Annotated in this window: 28 protein-coding genes and 1 riboswitch; of the genes, 9 read left to right on the top strand and 19 right to left on the bottom strand. The window is 72.3% G+C overall.

Going from position 1 to position 22,091, the window contains the following annotated elements:
• Positions 1-38 precede the first annotated feature (38 nt).
• Entirely contained in the window at positions 39-1,304 is a 1,266-nt protein-coding gene (locus AC1ROW_RS16180; RefSeq protein WP_493019918.1) for a hypothetical protein, read from the top strand.
• Positions 1,305-1,311: 7 nt separating this feature from the next.
• Here the strand turns inward: AC1ROW_RS16180 and AC1ROW_RS16185 are convergent, their stop codons facing one another.
• Positions 1,312-1,767, bottom strand: a complete 456-nt coding sequence (locus AC1ROW_RS16185; protein ID WP_493019919.1) for an Lrp/AsnC family transcriptional regulator — start codon at positions 1,765-1,767, stop codon at positions 1,312-1,314.
• An 82-nt stretch (positions 1,768-1,849) separates the two neighbouring features.
• On the opposite strand from AC1ROW_RS16185, the gene AC1ROW_RS16190 reads away from it, so the two are divergent.
• Positions 1,850-2,470 (top strand): LysE family translocator, encoded by a 621-nt coding sequence (locus AC1ROW_RS16190; RefSeq protein ID WP_493019920.1) that lies wholly within the window; start codon positions 1,850-1,852, stop codon positions 2,468-2,470.
• Between the two features lie 16 nt (positions 2,471-2,486).
• On the opposite strand, the gene AC1ROW_RS16195 is transcribed toward AC1ROW_RS16190, so the two are convergent.
• The 5 genes from AC1ROW_RS16195 to AC1ROW_RS16215 form a co-directional block, all read right to left on the bottom strand.
• Positions 2,487-3,161, bottom strand: a complete 675-nt coding sequence (locus AC1ROW_RS16195; protein ID WP_493019921.1) for an NUDIX domain-containing protein — start codon at positions 3,159-3,161, stop codon at positions 2,487-2,489.
• 20 nt (positions 3,162-3,181) lie between these two features.
• Positions 3,182-3,583: a YciI family protein gene (locus tag AC1ROW_RS16200; RefSeq protein ID WP_493019922.1), complete on the bottom strand. Its 402-nt coding sequence runs from the start codon at positions 3,581-3,583 to the stop codon at positions 3,182-3,184.
• Positions 3,584-3,656: 73 nt separating this feature from the next.
• Positions 3,657-4,637, bottom strand: a complete 981-nt coding sequence (locus AC1ROW_RS16205; protein WP_493019923.1) for a YihY/virulence factor BrkB family protein — start codon at positions 4,635-4,637, stop codon at positions 3,657-3,659.
• Positions 4,627-4,830, bottom strand: coding sequence for a hypothetical protein (locus tag AC1ROW_RS16210; RefSeq protein ID WP_493019924.1), 204 nt, complete (start codon positions 4,828-4,830; stop codon positions 4,627-4,629). Before AC1ROW_RS16210 ends, AC1ROW_RS16205 begins: the two co-directional genes overlap by 11 nt.
• Entirely contained in the window at positions 4,827-5,258 is a 432-nt protein-coding gene (locus AC1ROW_RS16215; RefSeq protein WP_493019925.1) for a phage holin family protein, read from the bottom strand. Before AC1ROW_RS16215 ends, AC1ROW_RS16210 begins: the two co-directional genes overlap by 4 nt.
• 103 nt (positions 5,259-5,361) lie before the next feature.
• Here AC1ROW_RS16215 and AC1ROW_RS16220 point away from each other — a divergent pair, with 103 nt between their 5' ends.
• The 3 genes from AC1ROW_RS16220 (at position 5,362) to crcB (ending at position 6,836) form a co-directional block, all read left to right on the top strand.
• Entirely contained in the window at positions 5,362-5,916 is a 555-nt protein-coding gene (locus tag AC1ROW_RS16220) for a universal stress protein (protein ID WP_493019926.1), read from the top strand.
• Positions 5,917-5,991: riboswitch (Fluoride riboswitch) on the top strand.
• 21 nt (positions 5,992-6,012) lie between these two features.
• Positions 6,013-6,462, top strand: a complete 450-nt coding sequence (locus AC1ROW_RS16225) for a fluoride efflux transporter FluC (protein ID WP_493019927.1) — start codon at positions 6,013-6,015, stop codon at positions 6,460-6,462.
• Complete coding sequence (gene crcB / locus AC1ROW_RS16230; protein ID WP_493019928.1) at positions 6,459-6,836, top strand: fluoride efflux transporter CrcB; 378 nt, start codon at positions 6,459-6,461, stop codon at positions 6,834-6,836. The genes AC1ROW_RS16225 and crcB overlap by 4 nt, the downstream gene beginning before the upstream one ends.
• Positions 6,837-6,854: 18 nt before the next feature.
• On the opposite strand, the gene AC1ROW_RS16235 is transcribed toward crcB, so the two are convergent.
• Positions 6,855-7,208, bottom strand: coding sequence for a nuclear transport factor 2 family protein (locus tag AC1ROW_RS16235; RefSeq protein WP_493019929.1), 354 nt, complete (start codon positions 7,206-7,208; stop codon positions 6,855-6,857).
• Positions 7,209-7,303: 95 nt separating this feature from the next.
• Positions 7,304-7,756, bottom strand: coding sequence for a MarR family winged helix-turn-helix transcriptional regulator (locus tag AC1ROW_RS16240; RefSeq protein WP_493019930.1), 453 nt, complete (start codon positions 7,754-7,756; stop codon positions 7,304-7,306).
• A 145-nt stretch (positions 7,757-7,901) separates the two neighbouring features.
• Here AC1ROW_RS16240 and AC1ROW_RS16245 point away from each other — a divergent pair, with 145 nt between their 5' ends.
• Together AC1ROW_RS16245 and AC1ROW_RS16250 are read left to right on the top strand one after the other, a co-directional pair.
• Positions 7,902-9,143: an MFS transporter gene (locus AC1ROW_RS16245; protein ID WP_493019931.1), complete on the top strand. Its 1,242-nt coding sequence runs from the start codon at positions 7,902-7,904 to the stop codon at positions 9,141-9,143.
• A gap of 13 nt (positions 9,144-9,156) precedes the next feature.
• Positions 9,157-10,266 carry a hypothetical protein gene (locus AC1ROW_RS16250; protein ID WP_493019932.1) on the top strand — a complete coding sequence of 370 codons (1,110 nt, stop codon included), beginning with the start codon at positions 9,157-9,159 and terminating at the stop codon, positions 10,264-10,266.
• Between the two features lie 225 nt (positions 10,267-10,491).
• On the opposite strand, the gene AC1ROW_RS16255 is transcribed toward AC1ROW_RS16250, so the two are convergent.
• Entirely contained in the window at positions 10,492-11,136 is a 645-nt protein-coding gene (locus AC1ROW_RS16255; RefSeq protein WP_493019933.1) for a hypothetical protein, read from the bottom strand.
• A 70-nt stretch (positions 11,137-11,206) separates the two neighbouring features.
• Here AC1ROW_RS16255 and AC1ROW_RS16260 point away from each other — a divergent pair, with 70 nt between their 5' ends.
• Entirely contained in the window at positions 11,207-11,944 is a 738-nt protein-coding gene (locus AC1ROW_RS16260) for a hypothetical protein (protein WP_493019934.1), read from the top strand.
• 535 nt (positions 11,945-12,479) lie between these two features.
• On the opposite strand, the gene AC1ROW_RS16265 is transcribed toward AC1ROW_RS16260, so the two are convergent.
• The 4 genes from AC1ROW_RS16265 to AC1ROW_RS16280 form a co-directional block, all read right to left on the bottom strand.
• Complete coding sequence (locus AC1ROW_RS16265; RefSeq protein WP_493019935.1) at positions 12,480-12,824, bottom strand: ParB family protein; 345 nt, start codon at positions 12,822-12,824, stop codon at positions 12,480-12,482.
• 93 nt (positions 12,825-12,917) lie between these two features.
• Complete coding sequence (locus tag AC1ROW_RS16270; protein ID WP_493019936.1) at positions 12,918-13,961, bottom strand: NAD(P)/FAD-dependent oxidoreductase; 1,044 nt, start codon at positions 13,959-13,961, stop codon at positions 12,918-12,920.
• Positions 13,958-14,497: an isoprenylcysteine carboxyl methyltransferase family protein gene (locus AC1ROW_RS16275; protein WP_493019937.1), complete on the bottom strand. Its 540-nt coding sequence runs from the start codon at positions 14,495-14,497 to the stop codon at positions 13,958-13,960. The genes AC1ROW_RS16270 and AC1ROW_RS16275 overlap by 4 nt, the downstream gene beginning before the upstream one ends.
• 50 nt (positions 14,498-14,547) lie before the next feature.
• Complete coding sequence (locus AC1ROW_RS16280) at positions 14,548-15,615, bottom strand: type III polyketide synthase (RefSeq protein WP_493019938.1); 1,068 nt, start codon at positions 15,613-15,615, stop codon at positions 14,548-14,550.
• Positions 15,616-15,707: 92 nt separating this feature from the next.
• Here AC1ROW_RS16280 and AC1ROW_RS16285 point away from each other — a divergent pair, with 92 nt between their 5' ends.
• A complete protein-coding gene (locus tag AC1ROW_RS16285; protein ID WP_493019939.1) occupies positions 15,708-16,283 on the top strand; it encodes an RBBP9/YdeN family alpha/beta hydrolase in 576 nt (191 codons plus the stop codon).
• A 12-nt stretch (positions 16,284-16,295) separates the two neighbouring features.
• Here the strand turns inward: AC1ROW_RS16285 and AC1ROW_RS16290 are convergent, their stop codons facing one another.
• From AC1ROW_RS16290 to AC1ROW_RS16315, 6 genes are all read right to left on the bottom strand, one after another.
• Positions 16,296-17,447 (bottom strand): mannitol-1-phosphate 5-dehydrogenase, encoded by a 1,152-nt coding sequence (locus AC1ROW_RS16290; RefSeq protein WP_493019940.1) that lies wholly within the window; start codon positions 17,445-17,447, stop codon positions 16,296-16,298.
• A 12-nt stretch (positions 17,448-17,459) separates the two neighbouring features.
• A complete protein-coding gene (locus AC1ROW_RS16295) occupies positions 17,460-17,897 on the bottom strand; it encodes a PTS mannitol transporter subunit IIA (protein WP_369961651.1) in 438 nt (145 codons plus the stop codon).
• Complete coding sequence (locus AC1ROW_RS16300; protein WP_493019941.1) at positions 17,894-19,507, bottom strand: PTS mannitol transporter subunit IIBC; 1,614 nt, start codon at positions 19,505-19,507, stop codon at positions 17,894-17,896. The genes AC1ROW_RS16295 and AC1ROW_RS16300 overlap by 4 nt, the downstream gene beginning before the upstream one ends.
• 52 nt (positions 19,508-19,559) lie before the next feature.
• Positions 19,560-21,272, bottom strand: a complete 1,713-nt coding sequence (gene ptsP, locus AC1ROW_RS16305) for a phosphoenolpyruvate--protein phosphotransferase (protein WP_493019942.1) — start codon at positions 21,270-21,272, stop codon at positions 19,560-19,562.
• 2 nt (positions 21,273-21,274) lie between these two features.
• A complete protein-coding gene (locus AC1ROW_RS16310) occupies positions 21,275-21,541 on the bottom strand; it encodes an HPr family phosphocarrier protein (protein ID WP_493019943.1) in 267 nt (88 codons plus the stop codon).
• Positions 21,542-21,604: 63 nt separating this feature from the next.
• Positions 21,605-21,913: a PTS sugar transporter subunit IIB gene (locus AC1ROW_RS16315; RefSeq protein WP_493019944.1), complete on the bottom strand. Its 309-nt coding sequence runs from the start codon at positions 21,911-21,913 to the stop codon at positions 21,605-21,607.
• Positions 21,914-22,091: the final 178 nt, after the last annotated feature.

Raw genomic sequence — 22,091 nt, forward strand, 5'->3', positions numbered from 1 at the left:
GGCCTCGCCGCGGTACTCAGGGACCCGTCGTACTCGACGTGGACGAGCAGACTCTGGCGGTCGCGGACCCGATCACCGACTTCACGCGCGCCGAGTCGCTGGCCCCGCCCGCGCCGGTCGTCCCGGCCGCGCCCGCCGCTCCGGCGCCCTTGAGTCGCCGAGCCGCTCTGGAGGCCGAGCGGGCCCAGGCGCGCCGGAAGCAGGCCGCCCCGCAGCCGCGGGCCGCCGCTCCCGCCGTCGCGTCGCAGCCCGCTGCGGCGGACGGCATCGCGTCGCTCTTCGCTGGCGTGGCCGAGACCCCGGCGGCCGAGAGCCCTGTCGCCGAGAGCCCGGCCACCCGCCGCCGTGCCGACGAGCAGCACTCCGCACCGCGGAAGAAGAAGCGCGTCGTCCGCGAACGCGTCGTGGTCAAGCCGACCCGTGCGTCCCGCGCCGAGCGGCGCGCCGCCGCGCACCAGTCGGCCGTCCCCGCCGCGCAGGTCGCCGGCGGGCCGTCCCTCGCCGACCCGGCGAACTCCCGCCACCCGCGCCGTGGCATCTACCGCAAGCTCCACATCGAGGGCCGCCACCGCCGCGGCTTCCACCTGTTCGTACTCGTCGCGCTGACCGCGTTCTTCGGCACGGCCTCGCTCCCGGCCTACGCGACGACCGGCGAGGCCTCCGTCGCCGGCGCCGCGCGCACCGCCCTCGCCGTGCAGACGCTGACCGGCGGCAACGCCTCCGCGCAGGTCGTCTCCCGCGACGGGCTGGGCATCGCCGAGAGCCCGCAGGCCCTGGACTCCACCACCAACAGCGCGGTGTCGCCCACCGTGCAGGCCCTGGCCGTCCAGCTCATGGGCGCGGTCGCCGCGGGCCGCCTGGTCGGCTCCACGCCGAACCACATCCCGGAGATCGCCAACCTCGCCGAGGGCAAGGTGGTCCCGAACTGCGGCGTCGACTATCGCGTGCTGCAGGCGATCTCGGTCGCGTTGGACAACTTCAGCCAGGTGGGCATCAGCGACATCAACCGCAAGTGCACCGGCCAGATCGAGGGCGCGGGCACCGACTCCGCCCACTACGCGGACGGCGGCGGACACGCGGTCGACTTCTACCTCCTCAACGGCTCGGCCCTGACCGGCGGCGACGCCAAGTCCCTCCAGCTCATCCGCCTCCTCGACCCGCTGGTCCCGAAGGGCTCCGGCCTGGGCCAGTCGGAGTGCCGCAGCTCGATCAGCGTGCAGAACTTCGCGCCGTTCGATGACACCTGCAACCACCTGCACATCGACTTCCTGAAGTCGTCGGGGGCGACGCTCAAGTACGGGTGAGCCGGGCTTACCCCAACGGCACCGCCGCCCCCGATCCCAGCCGCTTCATCACCAGCGTCGACGTCATCCGCTGGATCCCCGGCAGGCCGCCGAGCTCCCCGTCGTAGAGTTCCTGGTAGGCCGCCAGGCTCGGTGTCAGGATGCGCAGTATGTAGTCCGGGTCGCCGAAGAGGCGTTCCGCCTCGATCACGTTCGGGATGGCGACCACGGCCTCCTCGAACGCACCGACCGTGTCCGGGTCGGTGCGGCTGACCGTCACGAACACGATCGCCTCGAAGGTCAGCCCGACCGCGGCAGGCGACACCACCGCGCGATAGTGCTCGATGATGCCGGACTGCTCCAGCTCACGCACCCGGCGGTGGCACGCGGACAGGCTGAGCCCCACCCGGGAGGCGAGTTCCGTCACGCTGATCCGGCCGTCCTGCTGAAGGGTTGAAAGAATCTCCCGGTCAAGGCTGTCCATGTGAACTATTCTCCCGCCGAATCGGCGATTCCGCCGCAGATATCGAAGCACCTTTCGCGGGTATTGCCATAGCTTCTCTGACATGAATCCCGCACTGGTCGCGCAGTTCTGGGCGATCGCCGTCCTGCTCGCGCTGACGCCCGGCGCGGACTGGGCGTACATCATGGGCGCCGGGGTGCGCGCGAAGTCCGCCGCGCCGTCGATCCTCGGGATGCTCACCGCGTACGCGCTGGTGATCGCGGCCGTCGCGCTCGGCGTCGGGACACTCGTCACGCAGTTCCCGGTCGTGCTCACGGTGCTCACAGTGGGCGGCGGCGCCTACCTGATCTGGCTCGGGATCACCGCTCTCGTGAAGCGCGCCGAGCCGGTCGGGCCGCACGGCGAGCCGATCGCCGGGAGCGCGGCCTCCCAGTTCCTCCGCGGGGCGGGCGTGTCCGGGATCAACCCCAAGGGCCTCCTGCTGCTGCTTGCGCTGCTGCCCCAGTTCACGTCGCCGGCCGGGATGCCGGCGGCCGCCCAGATGCTCGTCCTCGGCGCGATCCACCTGGCGGACATCGCGGTGATCTACACGGGCGTCGCGCTGCTCGCCCGCCGGCTGCTGCGGTCCCGGCCGCGCGCGCTCGCGATGGTGGGGAAGCTGGCGGGGGCGATGATGGTGCTCATCGGGGTGAGCCTGTTGATGGAGCGGTTCCTGGTGCGCTGAGGCCGCAGCGAGGCCCTCAGAACAGGTTCAGCGCCGCCCACTGCAGCAGGATGACCGTCTTCCCGTCCACGATCCGCCCGTCCGCCACCATCGCCAGGGCGTCGTCGTACGCCACGACCACCGGCTCGATCTCCTCGCCCTCCTCCGCGACGCCGCCCCCGCCGACGACCTCGCCCGGCCGGTACTCGGCCGCGTAGAAGTGCACGCGCTCGGTGACCGAGCCCGGGCTCATGAACAGGTCGAACAGGTGCCGGAGGTCGCCCACCCGCACGCCCAGCTCTTCGGCGGCCTCCCGGCGGATCGCCTCCTCCGGGGCGTCCCCGTCGAGCAGGCCGGCTGCGGCCTCCACCAGCATCCCGTCGCGGTGGCCGTTCACGTACGCCGGGAAGCGGAACTGCCGCGTGAGCAGCAGCGTGCGGGCCGACGGGTCGAACAGCAGCACCGTCGCGCCGTTTCCGCGGTCGTAGGTCTCGCGGGACTGGGTGGCCCAGGACCCGTCGCGGCCGCGGTAGTCGAACGTGGTCCGGCGGAGGACATGCCAGCCGTCGGAGACGACCTCCACATCCGTGACGCGGACGTCAGGGTTGCCGCCCTGATCCCGCCCGGTGCGGTGAAGGCCAGTGCGTCCTCTGCTGTCCGGGAGGTCGTGGCCGGGTCGTGCGTCGTGGTCCGTGGATCCCTCACCGCTCATGGCAGGAGGGTATCGCAGCCCTATTGAACCTCGGTCGCAGGCTCCCTCGGGACTGGGGTCGCGGCATCGCTGCGCGCTGCCCCCAGCTCCACCGTCCGAATGAATGACCCCACCACCTCGCGGACCTCCACGCCGCCGCCCTGCCAGGTGGCCGGGTTGCGGCGGGCGATGGCGAGGGCGGCCGCCCGGTCGGCGGCCTCCACGATGCCGATGCCCGCGATGATCTCCTTGCTCTCGGTGTACGGCCCGTCGGTGACGCCGTCGCCGCGGACGGAGGTCGCCTCTGTGAACGGCGCGAGTGCGAAGGCGGCGGTCAGCGAGCCGTCGCGGGTCAAGTCCTCCGAGTGCCGGTCGTGCTCGGCGAGCTCCTCGGGTGTCCCGGCGACGCCGTTGCCGTAGATGAAGATGGCGAACTGGGTCATGAGTGTTCCTCTCTGCTCTCACCGGGACGTCGAACGGCGCAGCGCGGAATCGACAGCGTCCGGCAGCGGGCCGTCAGCGCTGCCGGCGCCGCATCGCCCGCATGGCCAGCACGTCCGCCGCGTCGGCATCCTCGGCCTTCGCGATCATCTTGTCCGACTTCAGCGGCAGTCCCACACCCTCGCCGACATCGGCCCCCGCCAGGAACCGCCGCACGCGGGTGATCTCAGCGTCGAACACGGCCCCGAGCAGCAGCACGACGTTGGCGATCCAGATCCACAGCAGGAACACGATGATCCCGGCGAGCGTCCCGTAGGTCTTGTCGTAGTGCCCGAAGTTCGCCACGTAGAACGCGAACAGGGCGGAGGCGACGCCGAGCAGGATGATCGCCACCACGGCGCCCGGGGTCAGCCAGCGGAACCGCGGCTGCCGCACGTTGGGGGTCGCCGAGTACAGCAGGGCGACCAGCACCACGAGGGCGAACACGACGACCGGCCAGCGCAGGATCGACCACGCCGTCTTCGCGGCGTCCCCGACGCCGAGGAGGTTGCCGAGGGTCTCGAGAATCGGCCCGGAGATCACGAGGAGCACCGCCACGATCGCGACGAGCACGAGCGAGGCGATGGTCACCCCGAGCTGGACGGGCCGCAGCGCGAACGCCGAGCGGCCCTCCCGCACGCCGTACACCCGGTTGAGCGCGCGCCCGAAGCCGCCGACGTACCCGGACGCCGACCAGACGGCGCCGACGATGCCGACCACGAGCGCGACGCCGGTGGCGGGGGACTTCGCGAGCGCCTCGATCGGCCCCTGGACGGTCGTGAGCATCCCGGGCGCGAGCTGGTCCACCATCCCGAACAGCGCGTGGATCCCCGCCGAGCTCTGCCCGACAAGCCCGAGGACGCTGACGAGCGCGATCATCGCCGGGAAGAGCGACAGCACGCCGAAGTAGGTGAGCCCCGCCGCGAGGTCGGTGCACGAGGCCCGGCCGAAGCTGCGCAGCGTGCGCTTGAGGATGTAACCCCACGGCAGGCTGGGCCGCGGGGCCTCAGCGGTCACGCGCGATCCCTCGCGCTACGAGGGCGGCCACACCACCAAGCACCGCCAGGAAGACCGAGGCGGCGACGATGGGGTGCGACCGGATCTGGACGCGCACGTTGAACGTGGCGAAGATGTCGTCGAGGGTGCTCGCGAGCTGTTCGCGCGTCTCCTCCAGCTCGAGCTTCAGCGTGTTCATCCCTTTGCCGGTCACGGCTGCTCCCCCTTCAGCGCCTGCGCGTCGGCCTTCAGCTCCGGCCCCAGGTCCTCCGGGACCGGCGGCACCCCGCGCTTCAGCATGGCCCGCCCGATGAGGGCGAGGATGATCGCCAGCACGATCAGGATGCCGGCGACTATGAGCGCCGCAAGCCAGCCCGGGACGATGAGCGCGAACCCGAACACGGCGGCCGCGACGAGCACGCCGAGCGCGAAGAACACGAAGACCAGTGCACCGACGAGAAGGCCGACGCCGACGCCCGCGGCCTTCGCCTTCGCGGTCATCTCGGCCTTGAACAGGGCCAGCTCGGCGCTGAGCAGCCGCTTGAGCTGGGCTGTCGCGTCGCGCGTCAGCTCCGGCAACGGCCGCAGTCCGCGGGTGGTCCGGCGGCGCTCGCGGGGGAGCGCGGCCTTGTTCTCGGTCATGCGTGGCCTCCCTGGGTTCGCGTCCGAACGTACCCCACGGCGCGGGACGAGCCAAGGGAGTGCCCTCTCCGCGTGGCCCACGCCGATGGTGCACACTAGTCGCATGAGCGGCATCGGCGGCAATGGGGCGGGCGGCGGCGCATCGGCGGGGGTCCGACCGGGAGGCGTCCTCGTGGCCGTGGTCCCCGGCCAGCCGACGGCGGTTCTCGACCAGGCCGCCCGGCTCGCCGACGACCTGGACGTCCCGCTCGTCTGCGCCAACGTCGACCCCAACCGGTATCTCGTCTCGAGCTACGTGGACGGCACCGTGGTCGCGCTGCCGTACGACCCCGACCTCCCGGAGGTGGAGGACGAGACCTTCGACGCCGAGCTGGAGGCGGACATCCGGGCCGCGCTGAACGGCCGCGGCGTCCCGTACTCTCTCAGACAGCTCGCCGGCGACCCGGCCTGGGCGCTCGCCCGGCTCGCCGACGAGATCGACGCGCGGTACATCGTGGTGGGGACACGCGAGGCGGGGCTGCGCGGCAGCCTCCGCGAGTTCTTCAACGGCTCGGTCGCCGTGCACCTGGCGCACCGGCAGCACAGGCCCGTGATCGTGGTGCCGCTGGCGCCGGTCAGCGGATCGCAGGCGCTGCCCTGGGAGGACCCGCCGGTATAGTGGTCCAGCGGCGATGGAGCTCGCCGGGGCCGGGATGCCCGAACCGCGACGGTCGCTGATAGTTCCTGCGCTTCATTCCGAAGGGTGGCTGCCGCCGTGTCTGCGAGAACCCCGTTGCCCGTGCACCTGCACTGGCGCTCCGTCCTGCTCGTCTTCGCCGGCGGCGCGATCGGCACCACGGTGCGCTACCTGTTGTCGGCGGCCGTGCCGACCGTGGCCGGCGTCCCGCTCATCACCCTCGTCATCAACGTGACCGGCGCGTTCGTGCTCGGCTGGCTGCTGGAGGCGCTGGCCCTCCGCGGGCCGGACGCCGGGGGCCGCCGCGACCTGCGGCTCTTCGCCGGCACCGGCATCCTGGGCGGGTACACGACCTACAGCTCGTTCGCGGTGGACACGGACGGCCTCTTCGCCGCACACAACTCCGGGGGCGGAGTCGGGTACGCGGTGGCGACGATCGTGATCGGCGCGCTGGCGTCGGTGGCGGGGATCGCCGCGGCGGCGGCGCTCGGAAAGCGCCGGGCGCGCCGGGCGGGGGCGGCCCGGTGACGCCGCTGCTGGTGCTCGCCGTCGCGGGCGCGGGAGGGCTCGGGGCGGTCGCGCGGCTCGTCCTCGACGGGGTGCTGCGCAGCCGGTTCCGGATCAACTATCCGTTCGGGACGACGGTCATCAATGTGACCGGGTCGTTCCTGCTCGGCCTGGTGACCGGGCTGGCGCTCGTCCACGGCCTCCCGCCCGAGTGGAGGGCGATCCTGGGCACAGGCTTCCTCGGCGGGTACACGACGTTCAGCACGGCGAGCTACGAGACCGTCCGGCTGGCGCAGCAGCGCCGTTACCGGGCCGCCCTGTTCAACGGTGCGGGGATGCTGATCCTCGCGCTCGCCGCGGCCGGGCTCGGGCTGTGGCTGGGCGGGCTGCTCTGAGCGGCGGAGCGGTGAGGCTCAGGCGCCCTGCTCCATCCACCATTCGGTGAACTCCTCGGCGCGGCCGTCGTCGGCCAGCACCACGACCCACAGGTTCGAATAGGTGGGGCCGTCGTGGTAGTCCGTGACGCCCTCGACGAAATACTGCGACCCGTCCTGACCGAGCAGCCGCCACTCGAAGTCGACCGAGCCCGGGTCGTCCTGCGCGTCGAGCCAGCCCTCCACGATCTCGAGGTGGCCGTCCCACGGTTCGGCGAACGGTTCGGTGCGGTAGCTGGCGTCCTCGGTGAAGAGCGCCCGGATGTCGTCGGGGTCGTTCGTCTCCCAGGCGCGGCGATAGCGGTCGATCCAGGACGTGATCGCGTCGGCCATGGTCCCCGTTATACGCCCTGCCCCGGCGGGGCCGCCAGACTTGACAGCGCGCCGCTACGCGGTATGCCCGCGCTGGTCAGCTCCGGGCGAGCGCGTCAGTTCCGGGCGAGCGCCAGCTGCGGCAGTGCGTCGAGCAGCGGCGCGAGCTCAGGGATGCGGTGCGCCTCCCGGAGCGCAGCCTCCAGCGCCTCGTCGTGCACCGGCCGCGCGCTGTCGAGCAGCTCGTGGCCGCCGGAGGTGAGCTCGGTGTAGATGCCGCGGCGGTCGTCCAGGCAGTCGATGCGGGTCAGGAGGTCGCGCTCCTCCAGGCGGTTGACGAGCCGGGTGGCGGCGGACGGGCTCAGCGCGCTGGCGCGGGCGAGCTGCTGCATGCGCATGTGCCAGCCGTCCTGGCGGCTGAGGGCGTCCAGCACGGTGTACTCGACGACGGAGAGCCCGGCGCCGCGGGAGAGCGCCCTCTCCAGCTCGTTCTCGATGAAGTCGTGGAGGGCGGCGAGGGTGCGCCAGCCCTGCGCGCGCACCTCGACGGCGTCGTCGGCGATGCCCATGTGCGGTCTCCTCGTGGTCTCTGCGGGTCGTGCTGATCCGACTGTGCTTGCGCAAAGTAATTGCATGTGCAACTATTTATGGCGCGTCTGCAAGTACTTAGTGTACGCGCTCGTCTCTCCCGTCCCCGACTTTCCAGGAGTTCTCATGCCCGCTGGCCTGATCGCCCTCGCGCTGGGCGGCTTCGGCATCGGTCTCACCGAATTCGTCATCGCCGGACTGCTGCCCGAGGTGGCAGCCGACTTCCACGTCGACGCCGCCGCGGCGGGCTGGCTCATCTCCGGCTACGCGCTCGCGGTCGCCGTCGGTGCGATCGGCCTCACCGCCGCCGCCACCCGGCTCCCGCGCAAGACAGTGCTGCTGGGCCTGATGGTGCTGTTCATCGTGGGCAACGCGATCTCCGCCCTGGCCGCCGACTACCCGACGATGCTCGCCGGCCGGCTCATCGCCGCGCTCTGCCACGGCGCCTTCTTCGGCATCGGCTCGGTCGTCGCCGCCGGCTTGGTCGACCCGAGCCGGAAGGCGCGGGCGATCGCCATCATGTTCACCGGGCTGACAGCCGCCAACGTCCTCGGCGTGCCGTTCGGGACCCTGCTCGGGCAGCAGTTCGGGTGGAGGTCGACGTTCTGGGCGATCACGGTGGTGGGAGTGGTGGCGCTGGTCGGGGTGGCGGTGCTGGTGCCTGGCTCGGCTGCGTCGTCGGGCTCGTCCGGCTCGCCGGGCTCGTCGGGCTCGTCCGGCTTGCGCACCGAGCTGCGCGCCTTCCGCTCCGGCCAGCTCTGGCTCTCCCTCGCAGCGACCGTGCTCGGATTCGGTGGAATGTTCGGCGCGTTCACGTACATCGCCTTCACCCTGACCGAGCTCTCGGGATTCTCCGCGGCCGCGGTGCCCTGGTTGCTCATCGTGTTCGGTCTCGGACTGTTCGCCGGGAACACGGTCGGCGGGAGGTTCGCCGACCGCTCGATCGACGGGACACTGCTCGTCGTGCTGGCTGTGCTCGCCGTGATCCTCGGCGCGTTCGCGCTGCTCGCCGCCCAGCCGGTCGCCGCCGTCGTGGCGCTGGTGCTGATGGGCGCGGCCGGCTTCGCGACGGTCCCCGGCCTCCAGCTCCGCGTCCTCCGCTCGGCCGACGCTGCGCCGACGCTGGCCTCCGGGGCGAACATCGCCGCATTCAATGTCGGCAACGCGCTCGGCGCGTGGCTGGGGGGCCTCACCATCGCGGCCGGGCTCGGCTATGCGTCCCCGCTGTGGGTCGGCGCCGCGATGACCGTTGCGGCCCTCGGTGTCGTGGCGGTCGCGGCTGTCGCCCGTGGCCGACGCTTCCGGTCTACTAGACAGGGGAGTACACTCGCGACTGTCTCGAACGGAAGGCCGACGATCAGGGGGTGATCGTATGGTGCAGGTGCCCGCACTGCGGTGCTCCTCCCTCACCCCCGCGCGGTTTCTGATCGGTTCCCTGGTCCTCGGCGGCGGCATCGTCGCGCTGGGCCTGCTGTTCGGCGGCGGCTCCGCGAACGCTGCTGAACCCCCGTCTCCGAACCCGCTCGGCAGCGTCGTGGCGACGGTGGGCTCGGCGGCCTCGGGAGTGGGGGAGACCGCCGGCGACACCGTCGGATCGGCGGCGTCCGCTGCGCCCGCGCCCATCCGCGCTGTGGCGGCTGAGGTCGTCCACCCGGTCGCGCAGGTCGTGCAGCATGTCGCGGCGGCTGCACCGGTGGAGGCCGTGGCGACCCCGGTCGCACAGGCCGCCGATCGGGTGGCGGCGACGGCGGTGGAGCAGGCTGCTCCCGTCGTCGCGACGCCCGGAGCGGGAGCCTCCACACCCGCTGCTGCGACAGGCGAAGCCGCGGCTACCTCGCCTGCCCATGCTGTCCCGCCCTCGGGCGCGGCGGCCTCCGCTCCGCTGATCTCGACGACCGTCCTCCCGCTCGTGGGCACGCTCTCCGCGCCGCTCTCCCTGGTGACCTCCGCGGTGACGTCCACGCTCGCGAACCACCCGGTAAGCGCGCTGACCGCGCCGGTCGCGTCCGCTGCAGACGGTGTTCTCGCGGGCGTAGCCGGATCCGTTGCGAACACCGTCCAGCCGCTTGCCGCTCCCGCCACCACTGCGACCGCCGGGGAGGAGTCCGCCGTCCCGGCAGTGGCGCTCCCGTCGCTCGCGACCGTCGCGGGCTCTGCGCCGCCGGTGGACCCTGCGGCTTCCGCGGGCGCCGCGCGTCGACTCCACGCCTCGTACGCGACGCCGGCCACTGCGCCGAGCTCCGGCGCGGCCTCCGCACTGCTCGGCGAGACCGCCCGCGGTGACTCCGGCCTGCCGTCGCCCGGGTCGCCCTCGGGTGCGCTCGGCGCGAGTTCGGGCAGCGCAACCGGTGGCGGTGGCGCGTCTGGCGTCGCCGCGCTGGGCGGGAGCACGGCCCGGCTGACGAGCGCCTTCAGCGTCCGCGCAGGCCTCCCGGGGGACGACGACCTCCCGTCTTCCCCCGTCTTCGCTCACGACATCAGCCCCGACTGAGTGGGTTCCGTCCGCTCTGCGCACTCGCGCGGCGCGGACCCCCGGAACCCGAACTCCCGACCGGGAGTTCGACACTCACTCGAAAGGCTGAAGCATGAACAAGTACGTCTCCAGAGGGTTGTGGTTCACCCTCTGCGTCGGTGGGCTGTGGCTCGCCGGCACCGCGGCAGCGAACGCCGCGGAATCTCCCACCACGAACGGGACAGGCGGGGTCGCGTCCGGCGATCAGGCAGCCGTCGCCGTCGCGGCCCCGGTGGACGTCTCCGGGAACGGGATCGCCGTGCTCGGCGACTCCACCACCTCGGGAACGTCCTCCGCCCCGGCAGCGGCCGCCCCGGCGCCGACCGCTACCACCAGTGGAGTCGGGTCCGTCGCCGGCGGCGACCAGGCGCTCGTCAGCGTCTCCGTGCCGGTCACGGTGTCCGGCAACGCCGCCAGCGTGGCGGGCGACGCGAACAGCGGCGCGACGCCGGCGTCCCCGGCACCCGCGCCCGCCCCGGCACCCGCGCCGGCGACCACCTCGGGTTCGGACGGTGTCGGCTCGGGTGCGCAGGCGCCGGTGTCCGCGGCGGTTCCGGTGACCGCGACCGGGAATTCGGTTGCGGTGCTGGGTGATGCGAGCGGCACCGGGTCGTCCGCTCCGGCGTCGACCGCGTCCGCTCCGTCCGCGTCAGGTTTGACGACCTCGGGCACGGATGGTGTCGGCTCGGGCGCGCAGGTGCCGGTGTCCGCGGCGGTTCCAGTGACCGCGACCGGGAACTCGGTTGCGGTGCTGGGTGACGCGAGCAGCGGCGGGTCTTCGGCGGCGGCTCCGGCGTCGGGTTCTGGTGCAGCCACTCCGGCGACCTCGGGTGCGACGACCTCGGGCACGGATGGTGTCCTGTCGGGTGCTCAGGTTCCCGTGTCCGCGTCGGCTCCGGTAACCGCTTCCGGTGATTCGGTGGCAGTGCTGGGTGACGCGAGCTCCACGGGCCCGTCGGCGGCAGCGCCGGCCGGCTCAGCTCCCGCGGGAACCGGCGCCACGACCTCGGGCGCCGGCGGTCTCCTGTCCGGCGCTCAGGTGCCGGTGGGCGCGGCGGTGCCAGTGACGGTGGCCGGTGACTCGGTGAGCGTAACCGGGAACGCGAGCAGCGCCGGTGCGGTGACCGTTCCGGCCGCGTCCGACGCCCTCACCACGCCGGTCACGACAGGCGACGGCAGCGTCCTCGGCGGCGCGCAGGTGCCGGTGGGCGTCGCACTCCCGGTGACCGTGGGCGGGGACGCCGTCGCGGTCACCGGGACCGCCACCACGGGCCCGGCGACGACGCCCGACGGCTCTACCGGCACCCCCGCCACGGGGACCGATCAGGGCAGCGGCAGCGTCGCAGGCGGCGGGACCGCCGCGGGCGGAGCTGCTTCCGGGACCGTGAGCGACCCGGGGGCGGTGGCCTCCGCAGCGCTGGGCTCGAGTGCGCTGACTTCGTCCGTTCTGACCGCGGGCGTCCTGACCGCGGGCGCCCTGGGTTCGACCGCGGAGGGCTCGTCGGCACTCGGATCCGCCGCGACGGGCGCGTCCAAGCTGGCGTCGACCGGTTCGGACGAGCTCACCGTCGGGTCGATCGCCGCCCTGCTGGCGATGCTCGGGACCGTGCTCCTCTTCGGAGCGGCGAACAAGGAGCGCCGCCACCGCACGCGCTGACAGACACTCTCGAATAACGCGACGGGGCTGGGTCGGTCGCAGGACCGGCCCGGCCCATCGCCGCGCCATCGGGACGGCATGCGCGGGTGGCTGCCTTGTTCGGCGGACCGTTCCGGCCTCCTTCGCCGACGAAGCTCTCACCCGGGCCCCTTGCGGAGCTCCCACCTCGTCGCCCCGACCCCGGCTGAGGTCGCCTTGTTGACCCGGACCCGGCGGGGCCCCACCCGCCGGGTCCGGTGCCCGGCGGGCCCCCGCCCACCGGTTCCGTTTCCGGCGCCCCCCTCAACCGCCGGACCGTACCCGCGAGCCCCTCGACTGCCGGGTCCGGTATCCGACGGCCCCGGACCGCCGGATCCTGCGACCGGCGACTCCCGCCGCCGGTCTTCACTCACAACTCTCCGATTCCCCACCTCGGATCACCGAGTCGACTCGCCCAGTACGTCCGCGGATCACCCCGCGAATACCTCCGACGATCGCTGTCGGATCACCCTCCGCGCCTCCAGACCTGCCCGAACGACCCTCGTCAGATCACCCTTCAATACCCGATCGGTCGCCCCGGCGTCAGCGGCGCCTCGCTCGCGGTGAAGATCTCCCCGCGGTTGTACTCGGCCTCCCGCCGTTCGACCTCGGCGATCAGCGCCTTGTTCAGCATCTCGGACCAGCTGCTGTCCTTCTCCTCGAAGGATGTCGAGCGGTAGGCGGCTCGAGCGCGGTTGCGCAGCGTCTCGGTCAGGTAGAAAGTGACCGTCGTCCTGCGGGCGGTGGTGAGGGTCCCGGCGACGGCATTCTCCCGGTCGGGCGCCTCCGCCGGTTGCTCTTGGGCGAGGGGTGGATCCGACTGGGCGTCGGGGGTGGCCGGGGAGAGGTCTTGAAGAGTCACGAACGCACCTCGCAAAATACCGCATGTGTCATCTACCGGCAACATACTACGTGATGAACCTGCGTAGGGCCAGAGGAGGAGCGGACGCTCGGCTCAGCGCGACAGGCGCTCCACGATCGCGCCGAAGAGCTGCGGCCGTGCGGTCGCGGTCGGCACGATCCGCGGGCGGAACGGCGACCGGGCGGCGACCACCAGCCCGGTCGTCAGCATCCGGAAGTCCCGCGTCGTCGTCCGCCACGCGCGCTCGTACTGCTCCGTGTTCCCGGCCCGAACGGCGGCGACCGCGGCGCGCGCCTGCGCGAACCCCACACGCATCCCCTCGCCGGTGAGCGCGTCGACATATCCGGAGGCGTCCCCCGCCAGGAGCACGCGCCCCGAGGCCCGGGAGCGCGAGCGCTGCAGGAGGGGTCCGGCGCCGCGCGCGTCCGTCACGGGCTCCGCACCGGCCAGGCGGTCGGCGAGCTCCGGGATGGTGGCGATCGCCGCCTCCTGATCGAGCGGGCGCGGGCCGAGCACGGCGACGCCGACCGTACGGTCGTCCACAGGCGTCACGTAGGCCTCCACCAGGGAAGACCAGTGCACCTCGACCAGGTCGGTCCACGGCGCGACCGCGTAATGGCGGCGCAGTCCGTAGCGCCGGCGGGCGGACTGCTGCGCACGGCCGTCCAGCCCGAGCAGCCGCCGGACGGGGGAGTGGAGGCCGTCCGCGGCGATCACCCAGGGCGCGTCGATCGTCTCCGCGCCGCCGAGGCCCAGTTCCACGCCGTCCCGGCGCTGGGTCAGCGCGGACACCCGCCCGCGGACGATGGGCGTCCCCAGCTCGGCTGCGCGGCGCGCCAGTTCGCGGTGGAGGACCGTGCGGCGCACCCCGCGTCCCGGTCGCTCGGCGAAGCGGTGCTCGACGCGTCGCGTGCCGTCCAGGTAGGCGACGCCGTCGATCCGGTGCCCGGGCGGGTCGACGCCGATGCGATGGAGGGCGGCGAGGGCGCCCGGCATGAGGCCTTCGCCGCAGGCCTTGTCGATCGGAGCGTCACGCGGCTCCACGACGACGACCTCCAGCCCCGCGAGCCGCGCCTCGATGGCGCACGCCAGGCCGATCGGGCCGCCGCCGACCACGACGAGCTCGGCCGTCCTCATGAGGGGGCGGAGGACGTGGACGCGGCGGCGCGGGAGGCGAGCGCCCGGTTCTCGCACGGGATCCGGAAGCCCAGCAGCAGCGTCGCGTTCAGCACAGTGAATGCGACGGCGGTGATCCACGCGCTGTGCACGAGCGGGAGGGCGAACCCCTCCACGACGACGGCGACGTAGTTCGGGTGCGGCAGCCACCGGTACGGGCCGCGATCCACCAGCGGGAGGCCGGGGACGACGATGACGCGCGTGTTCCAGCGCGGGCCGAGCGTCGCGATACACCACCAGCGCAGCCCCTGGCTGGCCAGCACGAGCACGAGCATCGGCCAGCCGAGCCATGGCAGGAACGGCCGGTCGAGCAGCCAGACCTCGGCAAGGCAGGCGAGCAGGAGGCCGGTGTGGAGGGCGACCATCGGCGGGAAGTGCGCCCGGCCGTACTCGACGCCGCCGCGGGCGAACGACCACCGGGCGTTGCGCGCGGAGACGACGAGTTCGGCGATCCGCTCGGCGCCGGTGGCGAGGATGAGAACGGTGTACCAGATCACGCGGCCGAGCCGATCGTGCGGGCCGCGTCCGCCACGTCCGTGGGCTCCTCCTACCCCGCCGCCCAGCGCAGCAGCACCAGCTCGCTGGTCACCCCGGGCCCGAGTGCGAACAGCAGCCCGACCGTCCCGGCCGGGTGCGCGTCCAGCTGCTCGGCCAACACGTGCAGCACGGCCGCGGAGGACAGGTTGCCGACGCGCGCGAGCGACCGCCAGCTCGCCTCCAGGGCGCCCGGCCCGAGGTCGAGCGCGCGGGCGAAGGCCTCCAGAACTTTCGGGCCGCCGGGGTGCGCCGCCCACGCGCCGACGTCGGCCACCGCCAGCTCGTGCTCTGCGAGGAGACCGCGGGCGTCGTCGGCGAAGTTGCGGTCGATCACGTCCGGCACGCCGGCGCTCAGGACGATGCGGAAGCCGGTGCCGCCGATGTCCCAGCCGATCACGCCCTCCGTGTCCGGGTAGATGTGGCTGCGCGTGTCCACGATCTCCGGGCCGGGGAGGCCGAGCTCGCGCGCGCGGTCGTCGCCCGCCATCACGACCGCGGCGGCGCCGTCGCCGAAGAGCCCGCTCGCGACGATGTTCGCCATCGAGTCGTCGCGGGCTTGCACGGTCAGCGAGCACAGCTCCACCGACAGCAGCACCGCGATCTCGCCGGGATGCCCGGCCAGGTAGTCGTGCACGCGGGCGATCCCGGCGGCGCCGGCGACGCAGCCAAGCCCGAAGCTCGGCAGCCGCTTGACGTCGGGCCGCATCCCCAGCCGCTGCACGAGCTGGGCGTCGATGGACGGGGCTGCGATGCCGGTGACGGAGGTGAAGAGCAGATAGTCGACGTCGGTGGCGCGCAGCCCCGCCGTCGCGAGTGCCTGGGTCACGGCGCGCTCGGCGAGCGTGGTCCCCTCAGTGATGAAGTAGTCGTTGGACTCCCGGAACGACGCCAGCGAGCTGTACCGCTCCAGAGGCATCACCAGGCTGCGGGTCTCGACCCCGCTGGCGGCGTGGATACGCCGCATCACGGCCTGCCGCTGCGGGTCGCTGGTGATCATCGCGAGCAGCGCGGCCGTGATCTCGCCCTGGCTGTAGCTGCGGGCGGGCAGCACGGGCGCCACGGCGACAATACGGCTCACAAGCGAAACGTACCACCGGGGTGGTTGCCGGGAGCGAGGTCGCGGTGAACTGTCAGAACCGGCTCGCGCCGCCGCCCGCTACGCTCGGCCTCATGCGCGCCTTCCTGATCCTGCACGGCTGGGACAACTTCCGTCCTCCCGGGCATTGGCAGTACGAGCTCGCCGCTGCCCTGCGCGAGCGGGGCGAGCGCGTCGTCTATCCGCAGCTCCCGGATGCCCAGGAGCCCGACCTGGCGGCATGGCGCACCGCCGCAGCGGACGCCCTGGAGGAAGCACGCACGGATGACGCCCGCGTGACCGTGATCGCCCACAGCCTCAGCGCCATGCTCTGGCTCGGCGCACGACCGGCCGACCTCGGCCCCGGCCGGCTCGTCGACCGCGTCCTCCTCGTCGCGCCGCCGTCGCCGAGCTACCTGCGCGCCAACCCCGAGGTCGCCGCCTTCGCCACCCTCGAGCCCACCCGTCCCGCGGCCGAGACGCGCATCGTCGCCTCCGACGCCGACCCGTGCAATCCGGAGGGCGCGCACGCGGTCTTCGCAGAGCCGCTCGGCATCCCGCTCACGACCCTCCCGGGCGGCGGCCACCTCACGCCCGCGTCCGGATACGGGTCGTGGCCGTCGGTTCTCGACTGGTGTCTCGAACCCACGGCCACGATCGTCCCGAACTAGCCCGGGGAATCCTCAGCGCTGCGCGCCGCGCACGACCTCCACCAGCGGCTCGAAGAGCGCCTCCCCGCGCTGCACGCCCATCACCTCGTCCACGATCTCCTCGGGGTTCGCGCGCTGCAGCAGCTGCTGGAGCTCCAGGCTCTGGGTGTCCTCGGGCACGTCGAAGCGCAGTGCGGCGCCGATCGCTGCGAGAAGTGCCGACGGCATGCCGCCCACGTACTGGACGTAGTCGGACGCCGGCCCGACGAACCGGTCGTTGCGGCCGAGCTTGCGCAGCGGCTCGCGGCCGACGCGGGTCACCTCGTCCACCAGGTACGGGTTGCGGAAACGGTTCAGGATCTTGGCGCGATACGCGGCCAGCTCGGAGGGGTCGAGACCGTGCTTGGCGGTGAGCGCGGCCGACGTCTCCGCCAGCGCCGCCTCCGTCGCCTCCAGCACGGACGGGATGCCGATCGCCTCGCTGATGATCGTCGCGCCCGCCAGGAAGCCCGTGTACGCGACGGTCGCGTGCCCGGTGTTGACCGTGAAGAGCTTGCGCTCGATGTACGGCGCGAGCGAGTCCACGAAGTGCGCGCCGGGGATCGGCGGCACGTTCCCGTTGAACGGGCTGCGGTCGACCACCCACTCGTAGAAGGTCTCCACCGTCACGTCGATGCCCGCGTCCGGGGCCTGCGCGGGGACGATCCGGTCAACGGCGGTGTTCGCGAAGACCGCGCGGGCGGCCAGCTCCTCGCGGGTGCCATCGTCGGGGAGGCCGTCCATCAGCTCGGCCGCGAGCAGGTCGGTCGCGCCGATCGCGTTCTCGCACGCCATGACGGCGAGACGCGGGGCGTCCGACGCCCGGGCGGCGAGTCCGCGCGCGATCACCGGCGCGACGAAGCGCAGGATGCGCGGGCCGACGGCGGTCGTGACCACGTCCGCGGACGCGATCTCGGCGACCAGCGCGTCCTCCGCGGTGGCGCTGTTGATCGCGCGGAAGCCAGTGACCGTCTTGGTCTCGGCGGCGTCCCCGACGAGGTGGACCTCGTACGAGTCCGCCGCGTCGAGGGCGTCGATCAGTTCGGCGTTGACGTCCGCGAACACCACCTCGTAGCCGGCTTCGTGGAGCAGGAGCCCCACGAAACCGCGCCCGATGTTGCCCGCGCCGAAGTGGACGGCTTTCATGCGAGCTCCCCCTCAGTCGTTGACGTCGCCGAGCAGCGCGAACAGGGCGTCCGCGTCCGGCGCGTCGATGAGCTGCTGCACATCGTCCTCCTCCGAGAAGAGGATGGCGATCTTGCTCAGGATGTCGAGGTGCTCGTTGTTCCGGCCGGCGATGCCCACGACGAACCGCACCTCCTCGCCGCCCCAGTCGAGCGGCGAGGAGTAGCGGATGAAGGAGAGCGCCGAACGCACGATCTCGTCCTTGGACTCGTTGGTGCCGTGCGGGATGGCCAGGCCGTTCCCCATGAAGGTGGAGACGGTGGCCTCGCGCTGCGCCATCGAGTCGACGTAACCCGGCTGCACGGCGCCCGCCCTCACGAGCAGCTCACCCGCCTCCCGGATCGCGTCCTCCCGCGTGGTCGCGGTGCCCGCGGCCACGACGTTCGCCCGGTCGAGAATCGTGTCGGTCATTTGGTGGCGTCCTCCGTAACGGTCTGCTGCTTGGCGACGAGGTCGACGACCTCGTCGTACTTGGGGCTGTTCATGAAGTTGTCGACGGACACGTGGAGCGAGGCAGGCGACTGGCCCTTGGCCCGGTCGGTGAGCTCCCGCTGCGTGATGACCAGGTCGGCCGAGCCGTCGAGGTTGCTGATGGCCTGGTTCGTCACCGTGACCCCCTCCACGCCGGCCTTCTTGATCTTGTTCCGCAGCACGGACGCGCCCATCGCGGACGAACCCATCCCAGCGTCGCACGCGAAGACGATGTTGCGCACCAGTCGATCGGTGGCATCGCCCTGCGCGTCGCCGGCGTCGTGCTCGCCCTCCTGGACCAGACCCTCGAGGATGGAGGACTCCTTGCCCTTGTTGGCCTCGGTCTGCGCCACGGCGGCACTGAGGTCGCCGGCGTTGCCCGCGGCCAGGTCGCGCTTGCGGCTGGCCCGCAGGATGATCGAGGCGACCACGAAGGATACCGTCGCGGCGCCGATCACCGACAGCGTGACGCCGACGATGCTGTTGGCCGGCGACTGGATCAGCACGGCGATGATCGATCCGGGGGAGGCCGGGGCGCGCAGACCCGAGTTGAAGGTCACGTTGATCGCGATGCCGGTCATGCCGCCCAGGATCGCCGCGATGACGATCATCGGCTTCATCAGCACGTACGGGAAGTAGATCTCGTGGATGCCGCCGACGAACTGGATCAGCGCGGCGCCCGGTGCGCTCGCCTTGGCGATGCCGAGGCCGAAGATCGAGTAAGCGATCAGGATGCCGAATCCGGGGCCGGGGTTGGCCTCCAGCAGGAACAGGATGGACTTGCCCTGCTGCTGCGCCTGCTCGATGCCGAGCGGGGTCAGCACGCCGTGGTTGATGGCGTTGTTGAGGAACAGCACCTTGCCCGGCTCGATCAGGATGCTCGCGAACGGCAGCAGGTGCGCCGCGACCAGCCAGTTGACGGCGTTGCTCAGGACGGAGCTCAGCCATTCGACGAGCGGGGCGATCCCGAAGAACGCGCCGATCGACAACAGCATGCCGACGATGCCGGCGGAGAAGTTGTTGACCAGCATCTCGAAGCCGGCCTTGATCTTCCCCTCCCAGAGGCGGTCGACGTGCTTCATCACCCAGGCGCCGAGCGGGCCCATGATCATCGCGCCGATGAACATCGGGATGTTGGAGCCGACGATGACACCCATCGTCGCGATGCTGCCGACCACGCCGCCGCGGACGCCGTAGACCATGCGGCCTCCGGTGTTCGCGATCAGCAGGGGCAGCAGGTACGTGATCATCGGGCCGACGAGGCCCACGTACTGCTGGAAGGTGTGGCCGCTGGGGTCCTGCGCGAGCACGGTGGCCGCGCCGGTCCAGCCGATCTTGGCCTGATCGCCGAAGCCGCCCAGGATCCCGCTGATCGCCCAGCCGGTGTTCTGAAGCCAGCCGGTGGCGATGAACAGGGCCGTGATGAACCCCCAGGCGATGAACGCCGGGATGTTCGGCATGACCATGTTCGAGAGGAAGGTCCCGAAGCGCTGCACGTGGACGCGAGCGCTGCTGGGCTGCTTCGGCGTCGTCGCTGTCGCCGATGTCATGATGGTGCCTCGTTTCTGTGTCGGTCCTGCCGAGGCAGGGGGGGGTTCCTGCCTAGGCAGGCGGGTGGGCGAACCCGGCGGCCGTGGTTCGGACGGCCTCCCGGGCTTCGGCCGCGCCATCGGCGGCCAATGCTGCCTCGGCCAGGGCTTTCGCCTGGTCGAGGGTGTAACGGGTGAGGGACAGCCGCACGTCGGCGAGGGCCGCGGGCGACATCGAGAGCGTCGTCGCGCCGAGGCCGACGAGCACGACGGCGAGCAGCGGGTCGGCCGCGGCCTCGCCGCAGATGCCCACGGGCTTGCCGTGCGCGGCGCCCGCTGCGCCGACCTCGCCGACGAGGCGGAGGACGGCCGGGTGCCACGGGTCCTGGAAGCCGGCGACCGAGCCGAGGAGGCGGTCGGCGGCCATCGTGTACTGGGTGAGGTCGTTGGTCCCGATGGAGGCGAAGGAGGCCTCCCGCAGCACCCGGTCGGCCAGCAGCGCGGCGGACGGGACCTCTACCATGACGCCGACGGTCTTCAGCCCGAACTCGGCGCCCAACTGCATGAAGTAGCGCGTCTCCTCGACCGTGGCCACCATCGGGGCCATGACCCAGAGGTCGGCGTTCGTCTGCGCGTCGGCCTCGGCCAGGGCGGTGAGCTGCTCGCGGAGGATGTCCTCGTTGGCACGCAGCGCGCGAAGGCCGCGCAGGCCCAGGGCCGGGTTGTCCTCGTGCGCGTCGTTGAGGAACTCCAGCGGCTTGTCCGCGCCCGCGTCGAGCACGCGCACGACGACCTTCTTGCCCGGGAAGGCCTGCAGCAGCTTCACGTACTGCTCGCGCTGCTGCTCCACGGTCGGCGCCATCCGGGCGTCGAGGAAGAGGAACTCGGTGCGGAACAGGCCAACGCCCTCCGCGCCCGCGTCGAGCGCCTTCTGCGCGCCCTCGGCCGAGCCGAGGTTGGCCAGGAGCGGGATCGGGGTGCCGTCTGCCAGCGCGCCGGGTTCCAGGCCGCCGGAGAGCGCGGCCTCCCGTTCGGCGATGCGGCGGCGGGCGTCCTCCGACTGTGCCGCGGTGGGCGCGACGGTGACCGTGCCGGCGCCGGCGTCGAGGATCACCTCGGATCCCGCGGCCAGGTCGTCCGCTCCCGCGACGCCGACGATCGCGACGATCGCCTTCTCGCGGGCCAGGATCGCCGTGTGCGAGGTCGGGCCGCCCTCGCGGGTGACCAGGCCGAGCACCTTCGTCAGGTCCAGCAGCGCGGTGTCGGCGGGGGCCAGGTCGCGGGCGACCAGGATGTACGGCACATCCGACTCCGGCACGCCCGGAGCGGGCCGGCCCTCCAGCGCCGCGATCACCCGCTGGGCGACATCGTCCAGGTCGGTGGCGCGCTCGCCCATGTACCCGCCGAGGCCGATGAGCATGTCGCGGAACACGCCGAAGCCCTCGAACACGGCGCGCTCGGCGGTCGTGCCGCCGTCGATCCGGGAGGCGACGTCGTCGGCGAGGGAGGAGTCCTCCGCCATCATCGACTGCGCCTCCAGCACGTCCGCGGCGGTGCCGGAGACCCGGCCGGCGCGCTCGCGCAGGTCGGCGGCCACGGTCGCGACGGCCTGCGCGACGCGGGCCTTCTCCTCGTCCGGGGTGCGGGTGCTGGGAGCGGTGTCCGGCTCGGGGAGCGGGTCGGACATGCGGAGCACGGGGCCGAGGGCGATGCCCTGGCCGATGCCGGCGCCGGTGAGCGTGGTCGCCCCCGGGGTCGTCGTCGTGGTCTCTGGTGTCTCGGACATGATCAGGCGTCGTGGTCCATGGTGAGGATCTCGGCCAGGTCGTCGAGGACCGCCTCGGCGTTCGGGGCGTCGGTCGCCAGGACGATCTTGTCCCCGTGGTCGATGCCCAGCGAGATGACGCCGAGGATGCTGCCGGCGTCGACGGTCCGGCCGCCCTCCTTCGACAGCGACACCTTCGCGCCAGAGGCGCCGACGGCCTCCACGAAGAGCTTGGCGGGACGGGCGTGCAGCCCGTGGGTCGATCCGACGGTGATGATCCGCTCAGCCATTGTTCCGGTCTCCTTCGTTCTCGGGTCGCACAGTACGCGGAAGTGCCGCGGTGCAGGTGCCTCTCATCGTGCCGCTGCCTTCGCGTCGAGGGCCAGATCCAGCGCGCGTGCTCCGTCGAGCGCGGCGGGGGACACGGGCGGGAGGACGGCGACGGCGGTCCCGGTGGCGGCGGCGCGGGCGCGCAGCCCGGGAACCGCGGCCTCAAGGTGCGCACCGACCAGGACGACATCTACCGCGGCGAGCGAGTCGAGCTGGCTCGCGCTGCCCGCGGCGACCTGCACGGCGAGGCCGCGAGCGGCCGCGGCGGTGCGGAGCTTCACGGCGACGAAGGTGCTGGAGGCGCCCGCGCCGCAGACAACGACGATCTTCATCGACCTCATGCCTTTCGGGTGGAACGGGTGGAACAGGGTGGATCGGATGGTTCGGTGGATCGTGACCATGCTCCGTCCGGGTGGCGCGTGAGGGCCAGGAAGATTTCTTCCTGGGGGGGGGAAGCCGGCGGCGACCCTAAACATGTTGAATTGAAATTGATGCTCTAAGATCGAGCAC

It is taken from the genome of Leifsonia sp. GW821-FHT13C09 (assembly GCF_058806435.1).